This is a genomic window from Nocardia sp. NPDC057227, assembly GCF_042669725.1.
GTDB lineage: Bacteria > Actinomycetota > Actinomycetes > Mycobacteriales > Mycobacteriaceae > Nocardia > Nocardia asteroides_A.
The window spans coordinates 22,141-39,821 of the sequence record NZ_JBHUXA010000019.1 but is presented as its reverse complement, the minus strand read 5'-3'; the positions used below and the strand labels follow the sequence as shown (position 1 = coordinate 39,821).

General features: G+C 72.0%; 15 protein-coding genes and 1 pseudogene. 2 read left to right on the top strand and 14 right to left on the bottom strand.

Annotated elements, in window-relative coordinates; translation table 11 throughout:
- Nucleotides 1-62: 62 nt before the first annotated feature.
- The 12 genes from ACFUJ1_RS24100 to ACFUJ1_RS24045 all read right to left on the bottom strand — a co-directional run bounded on the left by ACFUJ1_RS24100 (nt 63) and on the right by ACFUJ1_RS24045 (nt 14,987).
- Entirely contained in the window at nt 63-1,268 is a 1,206-nt protein-coding gene (locus ACFUJ1_RS24100; RefSeq protein ID WP_378649031.1) for an acyl-CoA dehydrogenase, read from the bottom strand.
- Complete coding sequence (locus tag ACFUJ1_RS24095; protein ID WP_378649028.1) at nt 1,265-2,302, bottom strand: aldo/keto reductase; 1,038 nt, start codon at nt 2,300-2,302, stop codon at nt 1,265-1,267. The genes ACFUJ1_RS24100 and ACFUJ1_RS24095 overlap by 4 nt, the downstream gene beginning before the upstream one ends.
- Nucleotides 2,299-3,336, bottom strand: a complete 1,038-nt coding sequence (locus ACFUJ1_RS24090; RefSeq protein ID WP_378649026.1) for an aldo/keto reductase — start codon at nt 3,334-3,336, stop codon at nt 2,299-2,301. Before ACFUJ1_RS24090 ends, ACFUJ1_RS24095 begins: the two co-directional genes overlap by 4 nt.
- Before the next feature lie 3 nt (nt 3,337-3,339).
- On the bottom strand, nt 3,340-4,677 hold the full coding sequence (locus ACFUJ1_RS24085) for an NtaA/DmoA family FMN-dependent monooxygenase (RefSeq protein ID WP_378649024.1): 1,338 nt from the start codon (nt 4,675-4,677) through the stop codon (nt 3,340-3,342).
- A gap of 2 nt (nt 4,678-4,679) precedes the next feature.
- Nucleotides 4,680-6,038 carry an LLM class flavin-dependent oxidoreductase gene (locus ACFUJ1_RS24080; protein ID WP_378649022.1) on the bottom strand — a complete coding sequence of 453 codons (1,359 nt, stop codon included), beginning with the start codon at nt 6,036-6,038 and terminating at the stop codon, nt 4,680-4,682.
- Nucleotides 6,035-7,219, bottom strand: coding sequence for an acyl-CoA dehydrogenase family protein (locus ACFUJ1_RS24075; protein WP_378649020.1), 1,185 nt, complete (start codon nt 7,217-7,219; stop codon nt 6,035-6,037). The genes ACFUJ1_RS24080 and ACFUJ1_RS24075 overlap by 4 nt, the downstream gene beginning before the upstream one ends.
- A gap of 1 nt (nt 7,220) precedes the next feature.
- Nucleotides 7,221-8,537 carry an NtaA/DmoA family FMN-dependent monooxygenase gene (locus ACFUJ1_RS24070; RefSeq protein WP_378649017.1) on the bottom strand — a complete coding sequence of 439 codons (1,317 nt, stop codon included), beginning with the start codon at nt 8,535-8,537 and terminating at the stop codon, nt 7,221-7,223.
- Nucleotides 8,538-8,712: 175 nt separating this feature from the next.
- Nucleotides 8,713-9,618 (bottom strand): LysR substrate-binding domain-containing protein, encoded by a 906-nt coding sequence (locus tag ACFUJ1_RS24065; protein ID WP_378649015.1) that lies wholly within the window; start codon nt 9,616-9,618, stop codon nt 8,713-8,715.
- A 100-nt stretch (nt 9,619-9,718) separates the two neighbouring features.
- A complete protein-coding gene (locus tag ACFUJ1_RS24060; protein ID WP_378649013.1) occupies nt 9,719-11,467 on the bottom strand; it encodes a dipeptide ABC transporter ATP-binding protein in 1,749 nt (582 codons plus the stop codon).
- Nucleotides 11,464-12,333: an ABC transporter permease gene (locus ACFUJ1_RS24055; RefSeq protein ID WP_378649011.1), complete on the bottom strand. Its 870-nt coding sequence runs from the start codon at nt 12,331-12,333 to the stop codon at nt 11,464-11,466. The genes ACFUJ1_RS24060 and ACFUJ1_RS24055 overlap by 4 nt, the downstream gene beginning before the upstream one ends.
- Before the next feature lie 3 nt (nt 12,334-12,336).
- Entirely contained in the window at nt 12,337-13,332 is a 996-nt protein-coding gene (locus ACFUJ1_RS24050; RefSeq protein ID WP_378649009.1) for an ABC transporter permease, read from the bottom strand.
- On the bottom strand, nt 13,332-14,987 hold the full coding sequence (locus ACFUJ1_RS24045; protein ID WP_378649007.1) for an ABC transporter substrate-binding protein: 1,656 nt from the start codon (nt 14,985-14,987) through the stop codon (nt 13,332-13,334). The genes ACFUJ1_RS24050 and ACFUJ1_RS24045 overlap by 1 nt, the downstream gene beginning before the upstream one ends.
- Nucleotides 14,988-15,135: 148 nt before the next feature.
- On the opposite strand from ACFUJ1_RS24045, the gene ACFUJ1_RS24040 reads away from it, so the two are divergent.
- Nucleotides 15,136-15,960: an NADPH-dependent oxidoreductase gene (locus tag ACFUJ1_RS24040; RefSeq protein ID WP_378649005.1), complete on the top strand. Its 825-nt coding sequence runs from the start codon at nt 15,136-15,138 to the stop codon at nt 15,958-15,960.
- A gap of 68 nt (nt 15,961-16,028) precedes the next feature.
- A pseudogene (gene cutA / locus ACFUJ1_RS24035) lies at nt 16,029-16,325 on the top strand (divalent-cation tolerance protein CutA); the annotation flags it as partial.
- Nucleotides 16,326-16,506: 181 nt separating this feature from the next.
- Here the strand turns inward: cutA and ACFUJ1_RS24030 are convergent.
- Together ACFUJ1_RS24030 and ACFUJ1_RS24025 are read right to left on the bottom strand one after the other, a co-directional pair.
- Complete coding sequence (locus ACFUJ1_RS24030) at nt 16,507-16,713, bottom strand: DUF397 domain-containing protein (RefSeq protein WP_378649003.1); 207 nt, start codon at nt 16,711-16,713, stop codon at nt 16,507-16,509.
- Nucleotides 16,710-17,591 (bottom strand): helix-turn-helix domain-containing protein, encoded by an 882-nt coding sequence (locus tag ACFUJ1_RS24025; protein WP_378649001.1) that lies wholly within the window; start codon nt 17,589-17,591, stop codon nt 16,710-16,712. Before ACFUJ1_RS24025 ends, ACFUJ1_RS24030 begins: the two co-directional genes overlap by 4 nt.
- Nucleotides 17,592-17,681: the final 90 nt, after the last annotated feature.

Here is a 17,681-nt window from a genome sequence, read left to right as displayed (position 1 = left end):
TGCGGTGACCCCGATCCGGTGCGGCGGGCTTCGTTTCGACGAATCCCGCCGCCCCTTTCTTCTCAGAAGTGCCCGGCCACCGGCAGCGGCTCCCCGTTCACCCGCAGATTCCCCAGTGCCCGCGCCTTGTACGCGGCCGGGTTGTGCGAGAACAGCGTGCGCAGGTTGCGCCAGTGCCGGTCGAGCCCGGCCGCCGCCCTGGTGGCCGAGGCGCCGCCGACGTCGAAGATCCGCCCGGCCGCGCGCAGCGCGACGTCCTCGAGCGCGACCTTGGCCCGCGCCGCCTGCACCGAGGCCGCGTGCTCCAGCTCCGGATCCACCCCGGACGCGCGCGCGGCGGCGAAGGCCGCCTCCTGCGCCACCGCGGCCGCGCGCACCACCGCCTCGGCGGCGAAGGCGGTCGCGTCCAGCTCGCCGATCACCGCGAGCAGCTGCGGATCGTGCCGCGGCTCCTCGGTATTGGCGAAGACGAAGTTCCGGCCGCGGCCGCGGACCAGGGCGGCGGCGTCGGTGGCGAGCGCGCGCAGGATCCCCGCCGCCACCGCGTACAGGTAGAGCTGCGGGAAAGACTGCCGCGGGCGGTCCTTCGCGGCCGGGTCGCGGAACGGGAGCGTCTCCGCCTCGGCCACGGCGACGTCGGTGAAGACGGTGGTGCCGCTGCTGGTGTGGCGCTGGCCGATGCCGTCCCAGTCGTCCACGTGCTCGACGCCTGCCCGGTCCACCGGGACCACCGCGGAGAGCACGGCGCCGTCCGGCCCGTTCGCGGTGACCCGGATGAAGTCGCCGTACCTGGCGCCGGTGCTGTAGAACTTGCGCCCGTTCAGCAGGTAGCCGCCGGACGCCGCGGTGAGCGTGCTCTCGTAGTCGTAGTTCCCGACCGGCTTGCTGCTCAGCTCAGTGAGCGCGCCGCCGAACAGGCTGCCCCGCAACACCTCCCGCTGCCAGGCGAGCTTGCGTTCGGTGTGCGGCAGCCGGTACAGCTCCTCGACGAAGCCGTAGTGGATGCGCAGGATGTGCGGCACGTCCGGGTCGGCCTCGGCCAGGTCGATCAGCAGGTCGAAGAGCTCGGCGATGCTCCAGCCCGGCCCGCCGTCGGATTCCGGCACCCGCACCGAGCCGAGCCGGAGCCGCTTGATCGCCGTGATGGCGGCGTCCGGGGGTTCGGTGCCGCCCGCGTCGCGGCGCCGGGCGGCGTCGGCCGCGATCTCGGCGAGCAGCGCCGTGATCTCGGCCGAGCCGGGGCGCAGCGCGGCGACCAGCGTGCTCACGCGGCGCTCCGGCGCAGCGCGGGGTCGGCGAGCGCGGGGGCGATGATGCCGGTGTCGCGCTCGTGGAAGACGGTGCCCGGCGCGACGATCTGGTCGATCCGGTCCAGGATGTCGTCGCTCAGCACCGTGTCCGCGGCGGCCAGGTAGCCGTCCAGGTGCTCGCCGGTGCGCGGGCCGATGATGGTGGCGCTGATGTCCGGGTGCGCCAGCACGAAGCCGACGGCCAGCTGCACCAGCGTCAGCCCGGATTCGTCGGCCAGCGCCGCGAGCGCGTCCGCGGCGGCGAGCTTGGCGGCATTGGCCGGGTTGTCCACGTCGAAGCGGCCGGGGATGAGGTCGGCGCGGTGCGAGTCCGGCTGCGCCGCGCCGACCCGGTACTTCCCGGAGAGCCAGCCCGCGGCGAGCGGGCCGTAGGAGAGCACGCCGAGCCCGTACTTCCCGGCGATCGGCAGCGTCTCCCGCTCGATCCCGCGCACCAGCAGCGAGTACGGAACCTGTTCCGACGCCGAGCGGTTCAGCTTGCGCCGGTCCGCGATCCACTGCGCCTCGACCAGCTCCCCGGGCGAGTACACCGAGGTGCCGTAGTAGCGGATCTTGCCCGCGCGCACCAGGTCGTCCAGGGCGCCGACGGTCTCCTCGAGATCGGTCACCCGCTCCGGGCGGTGCACCTGGTAGAGGTCGATGTGGTCGGTCTGCAACCGGCGCAGACTGTCCTCGACCGCGCGGGCGATCCAGCGCCGGGAGTTGCCGCGGTGCGTGGGGTCGTCGTCGACGGCGTTGTGGAACTTGGTGGCCAGCACGATGTCGTCGCGGCGGCCGTGCAGCGCCTTGCCGACGATGACCTCGGACTCGCCGCGCGAGTAGGTGTCGGCGGTGTCCACGATATTGATCCCGGCATCCAGCGCGCGGTGGATGATCGCGATGGAGTCCTCGTGGCTGCTGTTGCCGCGCGGGCCGAAGTTCATGGTGCCCAGCGCGTACGGGCTGACCTTGACGCCGGTGCGGCCCAGAGTGCGGAGGTCGGACAGGCTCATCGGCTGGCTCCAAGGGTGCGGCGAGTGGTGGCGTCGGTGAGCGAGGGCGGCAGGTAGCCCTCGTCGGCGGGGCTGAGGGTGCTGCCGGGGGCGACGATGGCGTCGATCCGGTCCAGCAGTTCGGCGTCGAGCCGGACGTCGACGGCGCCGAGCTGGCCGAGCAGGTGCTCCTCGGTGCGCGGGCCGATGATCACGCTGCTCACCGCCGGGTGCTGCAGCACGAAGGCGAGCGCCAGGTGCACCAGGGTGAGCCCGGCGTCGTCGGCGAGCTTGGCCAGCTCCTCGGCGGCGGCGCGCTTGCGCTGGTTGGCGACGAGCTCCGGGTCGTGCCGGTGCGGCTGGCGGTGCAGCCGGGTGGAGTCCGGCGCGGTCTCGCCCGCGCGATAGCGTCCCGAAAGCCAACCACCCGCGAGTGGGCTCCAGGTGAGCACGCCCAGACCGTACTTCTGCGCGATCGGCAGCGTGCCCTTCTCCGCGCCGCGGGCCAGGATGGAGTACGGCGGCTGCTCGCTCACCGGGGCGTGCAGGTTGCGGTCCTGCGCCACCCACTGCGCCTCGACCAGCTGGTGCGGTTCGAAGGTCGTGGTCCCGGAGTAGCGGATCTTGCCCGCGCGCACCAGGTCGTCCAGGGCGCGCAGCGTCTCTTCCAGCGGCACGGCCGGGTCGGGGCGGTGCACCTGGTAGAGGTCGAGGTGGTCGGTCTGCAACCGGCGCAGGCTGTCCTCCACGGCGCGGATGATCCAGCGCCGGGAGTTGCCCCTGGTGTTCGGGTCGGTGCCGATCTGGCCGTGGAACTTGCTGGCCAGCACCACCTCGTCGCGGCGGCCGAGCAGCGCCTTCCCGACGATCTCCTCGTTCTCGCCCTGTGAGTAGACGTCCGCGGTGTCGACCACGTTGATGCCGGAGTCCAGTGCCCTGTGCACGATCCGGATCGCCTCGTCGTGGTCCTTGTTGGCCCAGGCGCCGAAGTTCATGGCGCCCAGCGTGAGCGGGCTGACCAGCACTCCGGTGCGGCCGAGGTAGCGGTGGGTCATGGATCACCTTCCGATCGGGGAAACGGTCTGGAACGAGTTCGCGGGCACCGGCAGGCCGAGGTGTTCGCGGAGCGTGGCGCCCTCGTAGCCGCGCCGGAAGAGGCCGCGGCGGCGCAGCTCGGGCACCACCTCGTCGACGAAGTCGGCCAGCGAGGCAGGGAGTACAGCGGGGATGACGGTGAAGCCGTCGATGCCGCCGTTGCGGAACCACAGCTCGATGTGGTCGGCGACGGTCTTCGGGGTGCCGATCACCACGCGGTGCCCGCCGAGGACGTGGGTGAGCAGTTCGCGCACGGTGAATCCGGTCTCGGCGGCGTAGCGGGTGAGCGCGGTGAAGAAGCCCTCCGGGCCGACCCTGGTCGCGGGCAGCACGGTGTAGCGCTCGGGGAGCGGGGCGTCCAGCTCGAGCTCGGCGTCCGGGTAGCCGAGCCACTGGGCCAGCATGCGCACCGGCGCGCTGTCCGGGTGCAGCCGGTTCTGCAGCGCGTCGAAGCGGTCGCGCGCCTCGGCCTCGGTGGAGCCGACGACCAGGACCAGCCCGGGCAGGATCCTGAGCGCCTCCGGGTCGCGGCCGTGCGCGGCGGCCGCGGCGCGCACCTCGGCGCTGAACTCGCGCACACCGGAGAGGCTCAGCTGGCTGGTGTAGATCACCTCGGCGTGCGCGGCGGCGAAGGCCCGGCCCTGCGGGGAGGCGCCTGCCTGCACCAGGACCGGGCGGCCCTGGGGTGAGCGGACGACGTTCAGCGGGCCCGCCACGGAGTAGAACTCGCCGACGTGGTTCAGCGCGTGCACCTTCTCCGGGTCGGCGAAGACACCGGATTCCCGATCGCCGACGACCGCGTCCTCCTCCCAGCTGTCCCACAGCCCGGTGACGACGCCGAGGTACTCCGCCGCGCGGCGGTACCGCTCGTCGCGGTCCGGTAGCTCGCGCAGCCCGAAGTTGGCGGCGGCGCGCGGCTCGAAGGTGGTGACGGCGTTCCAGCCGGCCCGGCCGTGGCTCGCGTGGTCCAGCGAGAGGATGCGGCGGGCCAGGTTGTACGGGCGGTTCAGGGTGGTGCTCGCGGTGGGGACCAGGCCGATGCGCTCCGTGCTCACCGCGAGCGCGGCGGTGACCAGCACGGGGTCCAGGGTGGCGGCCGGGCCGCGGGCGATGCCGGGCTGCTGCACCGGGATGTCCGGGAGCAGCAGGCCGTCCAGCGCGCCGCGTTCGGCGACCTCCGCGATCCGCCGGTAGTGCGCGAGGTCGATGAAGGCGTCCGGGGCCAGCGCCGGGTCCAGCCAGGCGGCCGGGTGGTAGCCGGCGCTGCCGACGTTCACGAAGAACGAGAGGGTCCGTGCCATGGTCAGGCCGCTCCTTCCGCGGCGGCCGCCGCGATCGCGCCGGGCCGCACATACTCGGGTTTCGGCAGGCCGAGGTGGTCGCGGAGTGTGGTGCCGCGGTACTCGCGGCGGAAGACTCCGCGCTTGCGCAGGATCGGGACGACCCCGTCCACGAAATCGTCGAAACCGCCGGGCAGCACGTCCGGCATGAGGTTGAACCCGTCGGCGATCCCGCGATCCACCCAGTCCACGATGGCGTCCGCCACCTGCTCCGGCGTGCCGGTGACGATCCGGTGCCCGGCCCCGCCCCCGAGCCGGTGCAGCAGCTGCCGCACGGTCAGACTCTCCCGCCGCGCCAACCCGAGCGCGATCCGGTAGAAGGTCTGCGACCCCCCTGCCTCGTCCGGGTCGGCGAGCAGGTGCCAGGGCAGCGGCGCGTCGAGGACCAGCGCCTCGCGGTCGACCCCGAGCTGCTCGGCGAGCCGGTTCAGCGCGTACTCCGGCGGCACCAGCTCGGCGAGCAGCTGCCTGCGCCGCTCCGCCTCCGCCTCGGTGGAGCCGATCACGGTGGAGAGCCCGGGCAGGATCAGCACGTGCTCCGGCCGCCTGCCGTACGCGGCGGCCCGCGCCTTGACGTCGCGGTAGTACTCCCCCGCCTCGTCCGCGGTCTGCGCGGCGGTGAAGATCACCTCGCCGATCCGCGCGGCCAGCGCGCGGCCGTCGCTGGAGGCGCCCGCCTGCACGACGACCGGCTCGCCCTGCGGGCTGCGCGGGACGTTCAGCGGCCCGGCCACGTCGAGGAACTCCCCGGTGTGCTGCACCGGGTGGATCCGAGCCGGGTCGGCGAAGCGATGCGCGGCCTTGTCGCCGATCAGCGCGTCCGGCTCCCAGCTGTTCCAGAGCGCCCGCACCACCTCGACGAACTCCGCCGCGCGCCGATACCGCTCGGCGTGCGCGGGCTCGGCGTCCAGCCCGAAGTTGCGCGCCGGGCCGGCCCCCGCGGTGGTCACCACGTTCCAGCCGCCGCGCCCGCCGCTGAGCAGGTCCAGCGTGGCGAAGCGCCGCGCGACGTCGTACGGGTCGTTGTAACTGGAGGAGAGCGTGGCGATCAGCCCGACCCGCTCGGTCGCGGCCGCCACCGCGGCCAGGATCACCGACGGCTCCAGCCCGTTGAACGGCCGATAGCGCAGGTCGTCCCTGATCCCGGGGCCGTCGGCGAGGAAGATCGCGTCGAAGGTGGCCTCCTCGGCGCGCTGCGCGATCCGCAGGTAGTGCTCCAGCCCGAGGCTCGCCGCCGGCTCGGCACCGGGGAACCGCCAGGAGCCGCCGAAGACGCCCGCGTTCAGGATATTGACATTGAGGTGGACCTCGCGGTGGCTCACGACAGCTCCTCCGGCCTGCCGAGCGCGATGGCGTCGCGGCCGAGCTGGGCGAGCACCGCATCGCTCTGCGGGGTGTGGATCCGCCCGACCATGGCGTCCCGGTGGTGCCGCTCCAGCGGGTTCTTCCGGTCGAGGCCGGGGTTGCCGGTCAGGTCAAGCGCCGACTCGGTGACCCGGATGGCGGTCGCGGTGGCGACATGCTTGGCCAGCCCGAACAGCGGCGACTGCTTCCCCGCGACCAGCGCCGCCACACCCTGCCGGAGCAGCGCCCGGCTGGTCTGGATGGCGGCCTCGATCTCACCGACCCGGTCGTGGAAGCGCGGGACGGTGGCCAGCGGAGCGCCGAGCGCGGTCGGCACCCTGGTGTGCAGGTAGCGCACCAGCCAGTCCCTGGTCGCGATGGCGACGCCGTTGTAGTTCGCGGCCAGCAGCAGCGGCAGCGCCTGCCTGCCCGGCCGCGGCAGCGGCTTGCCCTTCGGGTCGCGCACGTCGACCAGCCGGGCGTGCGGCACGACGGTGCCGGAGAACAGCACCGACTGGGTGTCGGAGGCGCGCAGCCCGAGGTGGTTCCAGGTCGGCAGCACCTCCCAGTCCGGCGCCGAGCGGTCCAGCAGGAAGGTGGCGATCTTCGGCTCCGGCTCGGCGGTGGTGGCCGTGACGGTGAACCAGCTCAGCCCGGAGATGCCGGTGGCGTAGGCCTTCTCGCCGTCGATCCGCCAGTCGCCCGACGGCAGCCGGGTCGCGGTGGTGGCGGGCAGCCCGCCGCGGGAGAGGCTGCCCAGCTCGCGCTCCACATTGACGCCGTTGATCAGGGTGCCGTCGGTGGCGGCGCTGCGCAGCACCCGTTCGGCCAGCTCGCGCGGCCACGGGTTGTCCGGGTGCCGCAGCGCCAGGTGGTTGACGTAGTTCCACTGCAGGATCAGCCCGACCGAGGGGTCGGCGGCGCCGACCCGCTCGATCACCTCGACCGCCTCGGCGATCCCCCGCCCCAGCCCGCCCAGCTCGACCGGGACGGTCAGCGCCAGCACCCCGGTGGGGCGGAGCAGCTCGAAGGCGGCGGCCGGGAAGCGGCCCGCGGCATCGTGCTCGGGGGCCAGCTCGGCGATCCGGGCCAGCGCGGCGGCGAAGGCGGCCTCGTCCAAGCCGTGCGGGGTCGCGACATCGATGATCGCGGTGCTCATCTCACACTCCGGCGGTTGTCGTCTCGGGCGCGGGCAACCCGAGGTTGCCGCGCAGGGTCTCGTGCGCGTACTCGCCGCGGTAGACGCCGATCCGCACCAGCTCCGGCACCACGTGCTCGACGAAGGCGGGGAAATCGGCGCCGATATCGCCGGGCATGACGGTGAAACCGTCGGTGGCGCCGGATTCGAACCACTCCGCGATCCCGGCAGCCACCTGCTCCGGCGTGCCGACCACCAGCCGGTGCCCGGCGCCGCCGGCGAAGCGGTGCACCAGCTCCAGCGCGGTGTGCGGCCGCTGGCGCAGCAGCGCCAGCGTGCCCGCGCCGAACCCGGCCGAGCGCGCCGCCGCCTCCCCGACGATCTCCGGGGTGAGCACGGTCTCCGGGTCCAGCGAGCCGGCAGGCAGCCCCAGCTGGGCGGCGAGCTGCTCCAGCGCGGGCCGCACCGGAATCGTCTGCCGCAGCTCGGCTTCGCGCTCCTTCGCCTCGGCCTCGGTGCCGCCGATCACCACCACCAGCCCGGTGGAGACCCGGATCGACTCCGGGTCGCGCCCGGCGTCGGCGGCGTGGCCGCGGAGCTCGGTGCGCAGCGCGCGGGCCAGCTCCGGGGTCTGCGCGGCGGCGAAGACCAGGTCGGCGGTGCGCCCGGCGAGCCGCTTGCCGCCCGGTGAGGCGCCCGCCTGCACCACCAGCGGCCTGCCCTGCGGCGAGCGCGGCAGCGGCAGCGCGCCCGCCACCGCGAAGAACTCGCCGCGGTGCGCGGGCGGGTGGATGCGCCCGGGGTCGGCGAAGCTGCCCGCGGGGTCGCCGAGCAGCGCGTCCGGCTCCCAGCCGTCCCACAGCGCGGTCACCACCTCGACGAACTCCGCCGCCCGCCGGTAGCGCAGCTCCTTGTCCGGGTGCTCGTCCCAGCCGAAGTTCGCCGCCGCGGCGGCCTGCTGGGTGGTCACCACGTTCCAGCCGGCCCGGCCGCCGGTCAGGTGGTCGAGGCTGAGGTAGCGCCTGGCCAGCGACCAGGGCTGCTCGAAGGTGGTGGAGGCGGTGGCGATCACGCCGATGTGCGTGGTACTCGCGGCGGCGTCGGCCAGCATGACCACCGGGTCGAGGCCGAGCCCGGGCGCGTTGGCGATGTCGGGGGCGATCGCCGGGCTGTCGCCGACGAAGACGGCGTGCAGCGCGGCCGACTCGGCGAGCTGGATGAGCCGGCGGAAGTGCTCGGCGTCCACGAAGGCGCGCGGGTCGTTGCCGGGCAGCCGCCAGGCGCCGCGGAAGTGGCCTGGCGTCAGCAGCGAGATGTTCACGTGCAGTGATCGAGTCATGGGCTTCCGTCTGGTCGGCGGGTACGGAGACGAGTGCCGCCAGTATCGGAAGTCATCCGTTCCACGAACAAGGCAGCGGTTCTACGACAATCGTTCAGTTTTTCTCGACCGAGTTGCGAATGGGCACAACGGAATTCCCGCGCTGCCCGGGGGCAGGCGGGTCGGGCGGCGAGGGTCAGGAGGCGAGCCGGCTCGGCATCGCCACCGTGCGCAGGGTGCGGATGGCGGCGGCCACCGCGGGCCGCTCGGCCGAGGCCTGCCGGTAGGTGACCCCGATCCGGCGGGTGCTGTCCACGATCGGGCAGGCGACCAGCGAACGGTGCTCGGGCGAGACCGACATCTCCGGCACGATCGCCACCCCGAGGCCGTGCGCCACCATCTCCGCCATGGCGGTGAAGCTGCCGCTGCGGTGCTGGATCCGGGGCGCGAAACCGGCCTCCCGGCAGGCGAACATCACCGACGCGATCGAGGGCGCGCCGTCCCGCGCGGCGATCCAGTCCGCGTCCCGCACCGCGCCGAGGCCGTGCTTGCGGGCCTGTTCGCGCAGGCCGGTGGGGGCGATCAGGACCAGCGGGTCGCTGTAGAGGAACTCCGAGGTGAGCCCGAGCGGCAGGTCCTTGGTCCCGAACGAGTAGGCGTAGGTGATGGCCAGATCGACCTCCTGGCGCCGCACCGCGGGCACCGACTCGACCGGCATGAGATCCACCACCCGGACCTTGAGCCCCGGATACTCGGCCATCAGCCGGGCCGCCGCGGGCAGCGCGAGCCGGGTCTGCGCGGTGCGGAAGGTGGCCAGGGTGAGCACCCCGGTCACCTTCTCCGCGGTGGCGGCCACCGCCGACTCGGCCTCCTCCAGCGCCGCGATGATCCGCGACGTGTGGTCCACGAGCACCCGCCCCGCGTAGGTCAGCCGGAGCACCCGGCCCTCGCGGCGGGTGAGCACGGTTCCCACCTCGTCCTCCAGGATCCGGAGCTGCTGCGAGACCGCGGAGGTGGTGATCCCGTGCAGCTCCGAGACCGCCGTCATGGTGGCGCGCTCGGAGAGGTCGCGCAGCAGGATCAGCCGCCGGATGTCGTACATGGAACCCTCGTTTCGCTGGCGTCGGAGATCAGTGTCCGGTCCGGCGAGGGTTGAGAAAATCCTTACGATCAGGGCGATTCTGTGCAGCCCGGCTCCAGGGTCAGACCGCGATCGGCACCGCCCGCTCGCCGGGCACCGCCGCAAGCAGGGTGCGGGTGTACTCCTGCTCGGGGCGCTCGAAGACCCCGGCCACGGTGCCGGACTCCACCACCCGGCCCGCGCGCAGCACCGAGACGTCGTCGGCGATCAGCCGGACCACGCCGAGGTCGTGCGTGATGAACAGGTACGTGAGCCCCTGCGCCGCCTGCAGCTCGACCAGCAGCCGCAGGATCTGCGCCTGCACCGAGACGTCGAGCGCGGAGACCGCCTCGTCCAGGACCAGCAGCTTCGGCCCGGCCGCCAGCGCGCGGGCCAGCGCGACCCGCTGCCGCTGGCCGCCGGAGAGCTCGGCCGGGCGGCGCCGCAGGTGCTCGGGTTCCAGCGCGACGGCGTCGAGCAGCTCGGCGGCACGTTCGCGGCGGCGGCGCCGGTCGGACTCGATGCCGAACGCCTGCAGCGGCTCCGACACGATCCGCTCGACGGTGTAGCCGGGGTCGAGCGAGCCGAACGGGTTCTGGTGCACGAACTGGATCTCCCGGCGCAGGTCGCGCGGGCGGCGCCGGGCGAGCCCGGCCCGGCCGGTGATCGGCACCGGAGCGCCGTCGAAGCGCAGCTCGCCGGAGTCGGCGGTGCCGTGGCCGACCACGATCCTGGCCACGGTGGACTTGCCCGCGCCGGACTCGCCGACCAGGGCGTGGGTGGAGCCCGCGCGCACGGACAGGGCCACCTCGTCGGCCGCCCGCACGCCGCCGTACGCCTTGGTCAGCCCGCGCGCCTCCAGCAGTGACGTCGAACCCTGTTGCCCCGCAGATGCTTTCGCCAGCCACGCCGCAGCGCGATGGCCCTCGGCCGACGGGGGCGACGGCTCCGGAGCGGCCGCGGCGGGTTCCGGCGCGCCCGTGACGAGCGCGGGGCGGCGGCCGCCCTCGGGCTCCAACCTTCCCCGGTGCGCGGCGGGGGCGGCGGCGATCAGCGCGCGGGTGTACTCCTCGCGCGGCGCGGCGAGGATGTCGCGCACCGGCCCCTCCTCGACCACCCGCCCGCGCTGCATGACGATGAGCCGGTCCGAGCGCTCCGCGGCGACGCCGAGATCGTGCGTCACCAGCAGCACGCCCAACCCGAGCTCGCCGCGCAGCGCCGAGAGGTGATCCAGGATCCGCTTCTGCACCGTCACGTCGAGCGCCGAGGTCGGCTCGTCGGCGACGAGCAGCTTCGGGTCGTTGGCGAGCGCGATGGCGATCAGCACCCGCTGCTTCATCCCGCCGGAGAGTTCGTGCTGGTAGCGCGGGTAGATCTGCTCCGGCTCGCGCAACCCGGCCAGCTCCAGCTTGGCCAGCGCGATCCGCCGCGCCTCGGCGGCGCTCACCTTCCGGTGCAGCCGGATCGCCTCGGCCACCTGCACCCCGACCCGCTTGACCGGATTCAGCGAGGTCCCCGGATCCTGCGGCACGAACCCGGCGAACGGCCCGCGCAGCGTGCTCAGCCTGCGATCACCCCAGCCGGAGATCTCCGCCCCGCCGAGTTCGAGCGCCCGCGCCCGCACGGTGGCGTTGCCGGGGAGCAGCCGCAGCGCGGCGTGCACGGTCGTGCTCTTGCCCGACCCGGATTCACCGACCACGGAGACGAATTCGCCCGGCCGCACGGTGAGCGAGACCCCGCTCACCGCGCGCACCGGCGCACCGCGACCGGGGGTGGCGTACTCGACCGCCAGGTCGGCAACCCGCAGCAGGGGCTGGTCATGGACTGTCACTTTTGCTCTCCCAACGATCGGCCGATCCGGTTGGTGGACAACACGACCACCGCGATGAGCACCCCGGGCAGGATCGAGATCCACGGGTAGGTGGCGAGGTAGTCGCGGCCCTCGGCCACCGCGAGCCCCCACTCCGGCTGCGGCGGCGGGGCGCCGTAGCCGAGGAAGCCGAGCGCCGCGACGGCGAGCACCGCCGACCCGCACTCCAGCGCGGCCAGCGCCAGCACCGGGGAGAGCGAGTTGGGCAGCACGTGCCGGAACACCACCCGGCCGAACCCGGCGCCGGAGCCGTAGGCGGCCTCGACGAAGTCGGTGTCGGTCACCTTGAGCACCGCCGAGCGCATCACCCTGGCGAACGCGGCCACCGCCGAGATACCGACGGCCATGGCGATATTGACGGTGCCGTAGCCGAGCGCGGTGACCACGGTCATGGCGAGCAGCAGCCCGGGGATGGCGAGCAACATGTCGACGAAGCGCATGACGACCGCGTCCACCCGGCCCCCGACGAAGCCGCTGAACAGCCCGACCAACGCACCGAGCACGAAGCCGATCGCCACCGCGAGCAGCGTCGCGCTCACCGTGGTCCCGGTGCCGTGGATGGCGCGGGCCAGCAGGTCGCGGCCGAGCCGGTCGGTGCCGAACGGGTGCGCGAGGCTCGGCCCGAGGAAGCTGGCGTCGGAGTCGCCCTCGTTCGGGTCGTGCGCGGTGAACCAGGAGGGCACGACGGCCCAGGCCAGCACCACCAGCACGATCAGCCAGGCCAGCGCGAGGCCGGGCGCGGCCACCGCGGCGCGCGCCACCCGGCGCACCGCGCCCGGGATCCGCGGCGGCGCGAAGGCCGGAGCGGGAAGGTCGGATACCGCCATCGTTCAGTCCTCCCTGTCGGCCGCGGTCGCGGCCTTCTCCGCCGGGGCGGCGCCGACCGCGAAGCGGGCCCGCAGCCGCGGGTCCAGCACCGGGTAGATCAGGTCCACCGCCAGGTTCACCAGCACGAAGACCAGCGCGGCGAAGACCACCACCGCCTGCACCAGCGGGACGTCCTGGGTGCGCACCGCGGTCTCGGTGAGCCTGCCCAGCCCGGAGCGGGAGAACACGGTCTCCACGATCACGGTGCCCGCCAGCAGGTTCCCGAAGGTCACCCCGGCGATGGTGAGCGCGGGCAGGCCGGCGTTGGTCAGCACGTCCCTGGTGAGCACCCGCCAGCGGGTGCTCCCCTTGGCCACCGCCACCGTCACGTACCCGGCGCGCAGCCCCTCCTCCAGGTTCTTCACCAGCAGCTGCGCGATCGGCGCCGCGACCGGGATGGCCAGCGTCACCGCGGGCAGGATCAGGGTGTCCAGCCCGCCGTTGCCGATCGGCGGGAACCAGCCCAGCTGGAACGAGAAGACCTGCAGCAGCGCCAGCCCGACCAGGAACACCGGCACCGAGACACCGGCCGCGGGCAGCGTGGCGATGAAGTTCGCCAGCCGCCTGCTCCGGGTCCAGGCCGCGGTGAGCGCGATCGCGAAGGCGAGCAGCACCGCGAGCAGCAGGGCGAGCCCGGAGAGCACCGCGGTCTGCGGCAGCACCGAGAGCAGCAGCGGCCAGACCGGCTCGCCGCTGCGGGTGGAGACCCCGAAGTCGCCCTGCGCGGCATCGAGCAGCCTGCTCAGGTACTGGCCGGCGAGGTGCCCGTCGAGGCCGTAGTACTCGCGCGCGTTCGCCTTGTCCGCCGCCGAGATCATCTCGCTCTCGTTCGGGTCGAAGAGCAGGTCGACCGCGTCGTAGGGCAGGACGTAGAGCAGCACGAAGGTCACCGTGTAGGCGCCCCACACCACGAACACCGCCTGGGCGACCTTCGCCGCCAGATACCTGAGCACGGCCACTATCCCTGCTCGATCCAGGTGTCGTAGAAGACGTTGCGCGACTGCGCCTCGTATCCAACGCTGTGCACCTTCGGCGCCGCCGCGGTCACCTGGGCCGGGTTGTACACCGGGACGGTGAGCACCTGGTCGTCCAGCAGGAAGCGCTGCGCCGCCTCGGCGGCCTTGGCCCGCGCGTCCTTGTCCAGGGTGCCGCTGAGCGCGCTCAGCACCTCGATCGCCTTCGCGTGCGCCGGGTTGTCCGGGCCGAGCTTGGCGGCGTTGTTGTACTGCGGCGAGTAGGTCTGCTCCAGCACCGCGATGTCGCCGCGGCTGGTGTTGAAGGCCTGCACGTTCCACTTCTGCTGCTGGGTCGCGGCGGCGGTGTAGTCCGGGATCGGCAGCACGTTGAGCCGCAGGTCGATGCCGATCTTGCGCAGGTCCTGCTGGATCAGCTCGTAGGCGGGCTTGTTGTTCACCAGGTTGTTGATGCCGAGGAACTGCAGCTCCAGCCGCTTGCCGTCCTTGACCCGGATGCCGTCGTCGCCCTTGCGCCAGCCGGCGTCGTCCAGGATCTGCTCCGCCTTGGCACGGTCCTGCTTCAGCTGCGCGGAGAAGTCCGTGTAGCCGGGCACCCGCTTGGAGACGACCGAGCTGGAGAGCGCGTAGCTCGGGGTGAGCACCGTCTTGGCCAGCGCGTCCCGGTTCCAGCCGAGCTTGATCGCCTGCCGGACGGCGAGCTCGTTGGTCGGGAAGAGGTCGGTCTTGAGGTCGAGCGCGATGTCGCGGCCGGGGATGAGCTGCGGCACGATCCGGTAGCCCTCGTTCGCCAGCGGCGCCTCGTCGGTGTTGTTCACGTCGAGGATGGCGTCGACCTGGCCGGAGCGCAGCGCGCCGGTGCGCACCCCCGCCTCCGGGATGACGGCGATCTCGACGGTGTCCAGGTACGCCTCGCCGTTGTGCTTGCGGCTGGCGGGCGCCCAGTTGTACCCGGGGCGCTTCTTCAGCACGGTGCGCTGCTGGTAGATGTGCTCGGAGACGGTGAACGGGCCGGTGGTGACGATGTTCTGCGCCAGCGCCCGCTCACCCTTCGGCAGCTGCAGCGTCGAGTGCCCGACGATGCCGGAGAAGTAGTGCGAGAGCGCCTGCAGGAAGCCCGCGCTCGGCCGGTCGAAGATCACCTTGGCGGTGTACGGGTCGACGACCTCGGTGTTCACGTAGCCCACCCAGTACGCCGTCACCGGGACGACGCCGAGTTCCTTGTTGCCGCGGCCGAGCAGGTCGAAGTTCTCCTTCACCGAGGTGGCGTCGAACTTGCTGCCGTCGTTGAAGGTGACGTCGTCGCGCAGCTTGAAGGTGAACTGCTTCAGCGTCGGATCGATCTCCCAGGAGCGGGCGAGCCACGGCTCGATCTCGCCGGTCTCCGGGTTCTGGTACGTGAGCTTGTCCGCGGTGTTGCTGGTGATCAGCGACTCCGGGTAGGAGCCGCCGGAGTGCGGGTCCAGGTTGGCCGGTGCGTCGAGCACCGCGAAGCGCAGGGTGCCGCCTGGCACCGGGGTGCCGCCGTCGTCGCCGGCGGCGACCTTGGTGCCCGAGGCCGCGCAGCCGCTGAGCGCGGCGGCGACGAGCGCGACGGCGGCGAGCAGCGTGCCCGCTCGCCGGAATCTGTGGGATGACATGGTTGCGATGGTGCACAGCGGAAATCCGGCAAACAACCAAGCTGTTCTTCCGGATTCTTTCAGTTCCGCTGCACGATCCGTACCGGGCGTTCTGCTCAGGCTGCGGCCAATCGCTGACCGGGCGCGTTCCGGGCGCGACGATATCGGGATGACCCAGATCGCGTCCCCGGATCAGGTGGTGGCCGAGCGCTACCGCGACCCAGCGGCCGGTGCGCCGCCGGAGTGGAACCCGGTGCTCCAGGTGCTGCACGAGCACCGCTCGGTGCGCCGCTACCTGCCCGACCCGGTGGCGGACGACGTGCTCCGCCTGCTGGTCTCGGCCGCGCAGTCCGCGCCGACCTCCTCCAACCTGCAGGTGTGGAGCGTGGTCGCGGTGCGCGACCCGGAGCGCAAGGCGCGGCTGGCCCGGCTCGCCGGGGACCAGGAGCAGATCCGGCAGGCGCCGCTGCTGCTGGTCTGGACCGCCGACCTGGCGCGGCTGCGCGGGCTCGCCGCCGAGCGCGAGGTCCCGCTGGACGGCGCGGACTACCTGGAGTCCAGCTACGTCGCGTTCCTGGACGCGGCGCTGGCCGCGCAGAACGCGCTGGTCGCGGCGGAATCGCTGGGGTTGGGGACGGTGTACATCGGCGCCATCCGGAACCACCCGGAGGAGGTGGCCGCCGAGCTCGCGCTGCCCCCTGGCGTCTTCGCGGTGGTCGGGCTCGTGGTCGGCACCCCCGACCCGGGCGAGGGTGCCAGGGTCAAGCCGCGGCTTCCGCAGGCCGCGGTGCTGCACAGCGAGACCTACGAGCCGGCCGGGCAGAACGAGCGGATCGCCGAGTACGAGGGCCGGATCGCCGAGTTCTACGCCGAACAGAACCTGGCGCACTCCTGGGTCGAGCGTGTCCTCACCCGGCTCGGTTCGGTCGCCGCGCTCAAGGGTCGGGACAGGTTGCGCGACCAGCTCGCCGCACAGGGTTTCCCGCTGTACTGAGCGGGCGCTGCGTCGACAGATACTCTCAGGGCATGACAGCGGTCCAGGTTTGATCGGTCAGCACTACGACACCAACGGAAGCCGAGGCGAAATCGCTGGCCCGCGATCTGGTTGCCGGGAAACTTGCGGCGAGCGCTGAGATCACAGGTCCATCTACCTCAGTTTTCTGGCATTCGGGTGAACTCGGCGAAGGACAGGAGTGGCGGATCACCTTCCGTACTTCGGACCGTGTTCGTGACCGTTTGGCAGCGCGGGTAGCCGAGTTGCACACCTGGGACAGCCCCGAGGTCACCGCTGTGCCGGTGGAGTGGTGTATCGAGAGCTATTCCACCTGGGTGGATCGTGCTACAGCGGACGCGTTGTAACGGTTGAGTGGTAATAGCAAGCTTCTAACCAAATTGCGATGCCTTTTCACACATGAAGCATGCACTGATCCCAACGGCCAGAGGTCGAGCTGTGGAAAACATTCGCAGATCCGCGGCCAACTCCTGCCCCAAACGCCAGCGAGCCCCGACCAACACGGCCGGGGCTCGGTTGTACGTGGGATCAAGACGGGTCGATCACGTCGCCCTTGATGCCGTCGAGGAACGTCGCCCACTCACTCGGACCGAACACCAGCGCCCCGCCGGCCACGTTCTTGGAGTCCCTGACGCCGACCCTGCCTGCGTCCAGGTGCGCGACCTCAACACAATCGGCACCCCCGCCGCTGTGGCTGCTCTTGAACCACTGCGCGTCGGACAGGTCTGCACTCATCGCTCGTACTCCCTCGCTACGCGCCGGAGCGCTTGCTTGCTGTCTGCTGCACTCAACGCTACCGCCTTCAGGCGGGCGAAGGACTCCCGATGCCGGGTGATCGAGTCCGGCAGGTCGTAGTACAAGCTGCCCTGGAAACCTTCCACATACACCGTCGCCCGCTCGCCTGTAGATGGGTCGAAGTCCAAGACGGTGAACGGCCCGGTGGGCACCCCGAGCGGGAACCCGACAGCGAAGGGCAGCAGGCCAATCGTGACGTTCACCGGCAGGTTGGCCAGATGGTGCAGCTGCGCGGCCATGACGGCACGGCTTCCGACGATCCGCCGCAGCACGTTCTCGTCCAGGAGCAGGTCAACGTGTACCGGTGTGCGCTTCCTGGTGATGATCCGCTGCCGGTTGAGCCGCACACCGACCCTCTGCGACAACTCGTCTTCGGTGATGTCTGGGTAGTACGTCGCATCCAAAGCCTCGGCATACGAGGGAGTTTGGAATAGCCCACTGATGATGTCAGGTCGGTAGACCGTCAGCTTGGTCGCTGCGGATTCCAGACTGACGTACAGCTCGAAGTCCGCTCGGATGGTGTCGCTGTACTCGTACCACCACAGACCGTCACCGTCGTTCGACGCCGCGACCTTCGCGAGCTCCAGCAGCCCCGGAAGCTTGTCCTGCGCGTCGTAGATCTGGCATAACGCCTGGATATCCAGCTGGCGAATCCGCCCGGCCTCGCCCTTCTCCAGGCGCTGCAACGTGCCCGCCCCGCGCTCGATCAGCCGGGAAGCGGTCTGGATCGATAGCCCGGCCTCCTGGCGAAGGTCGCGTAGATAGCGGCCGAGCTGGCGGCGCGGGATCGTGGTCGGCGGCTTCTTCGGTCTCGGCATGTGGGTGGGATTCCCTCTGTTTTCTGGATGGCTTGTTCGGGGTTTTCTGGACGCCTCTACCTGCGAATACGGGCTGTGCACCTTTCTCGC

Coding starts and splice junctions, on each gene's coding strand:
- ACFUJ1_RS24095 (WP_378649028.1), bottom strand. CDS start 2,302: ATGAGCCTGTCCGACCTCCGCACTCTGGGCCGCACCGGCGTCAAGGTC.
- ACFUJ1_RS24090 (WP_378649026.1), bottom strand. CDS start 3,336: ATGACCCACCGCTACCTCGGCCGCACCGGAGTGCTGGTCAGCCCGCTC.
- ACFUJ1_RS24085 (WP_378649024.1), bottom strand. CDS start 4,677: ATGGCACGGACCCTCTCGTTCTTCGTGAACGTCGGCAGCGCCGGCTAC.
- ACFUJ1_RS24075 (WP_378649020.1), bottom strand. CDS start 7,219: ATGAGCACCGCGATCATCGATGTCGCGACCCCGCACGGCTTGGACGAG.
- ACFUJ1_RS24070 (WP_378649017.1), bottom strand. CDS start 8,537: ATGACTCGATCACTGCACGTGAACATCTCGCTGCTGACGCCAGGCCAC.
- ACFUJ1_RS24065 (WP_378649015.1), bottom strand. CDS start 9,618: ATGTACGACATCCGGCGGCTGATCCTGCTGCGCGACCTCTCCGAGCGC.
- ACFUJ1_RS24055 (WP_378649011.1), bottom strand. CDS start 12,333: ATGGCGGTATCCGACCTTCCCGCTCCGGCCTTCGCGCCGCCGCGGATC.
- ACFUJ1_RS24045 (WP_378649007.1), bottom strand. CDS start 14,987: ATGTCATCCCACAGATTCCGGCGAGCGGGCACGCTGCTCGCCGCCGTC.
- ACFUJ1_RS24040 (WP_378649005.1), top strand. CDS start 15,136: ATGACCCAGATCGCGTCCCCGGATCAGGTGGTGGCCGAGCGCTACCGC.
- ACFUJ1_RS24030 (WP_378649003.1), bottom strand. CDS start 16,713: ATGAGTGCAGACCTGTCCGACGCGCAGTGGTTCAAGAGCAGCCACAGC.
- ACFUJ1_RS24025 (WP_378649001.1), bottom strand. CDS start 17,591: ATGCCGAGACCGAAGAAGCCGCCGACCACGATCCCGCGCCGCCAGCTC.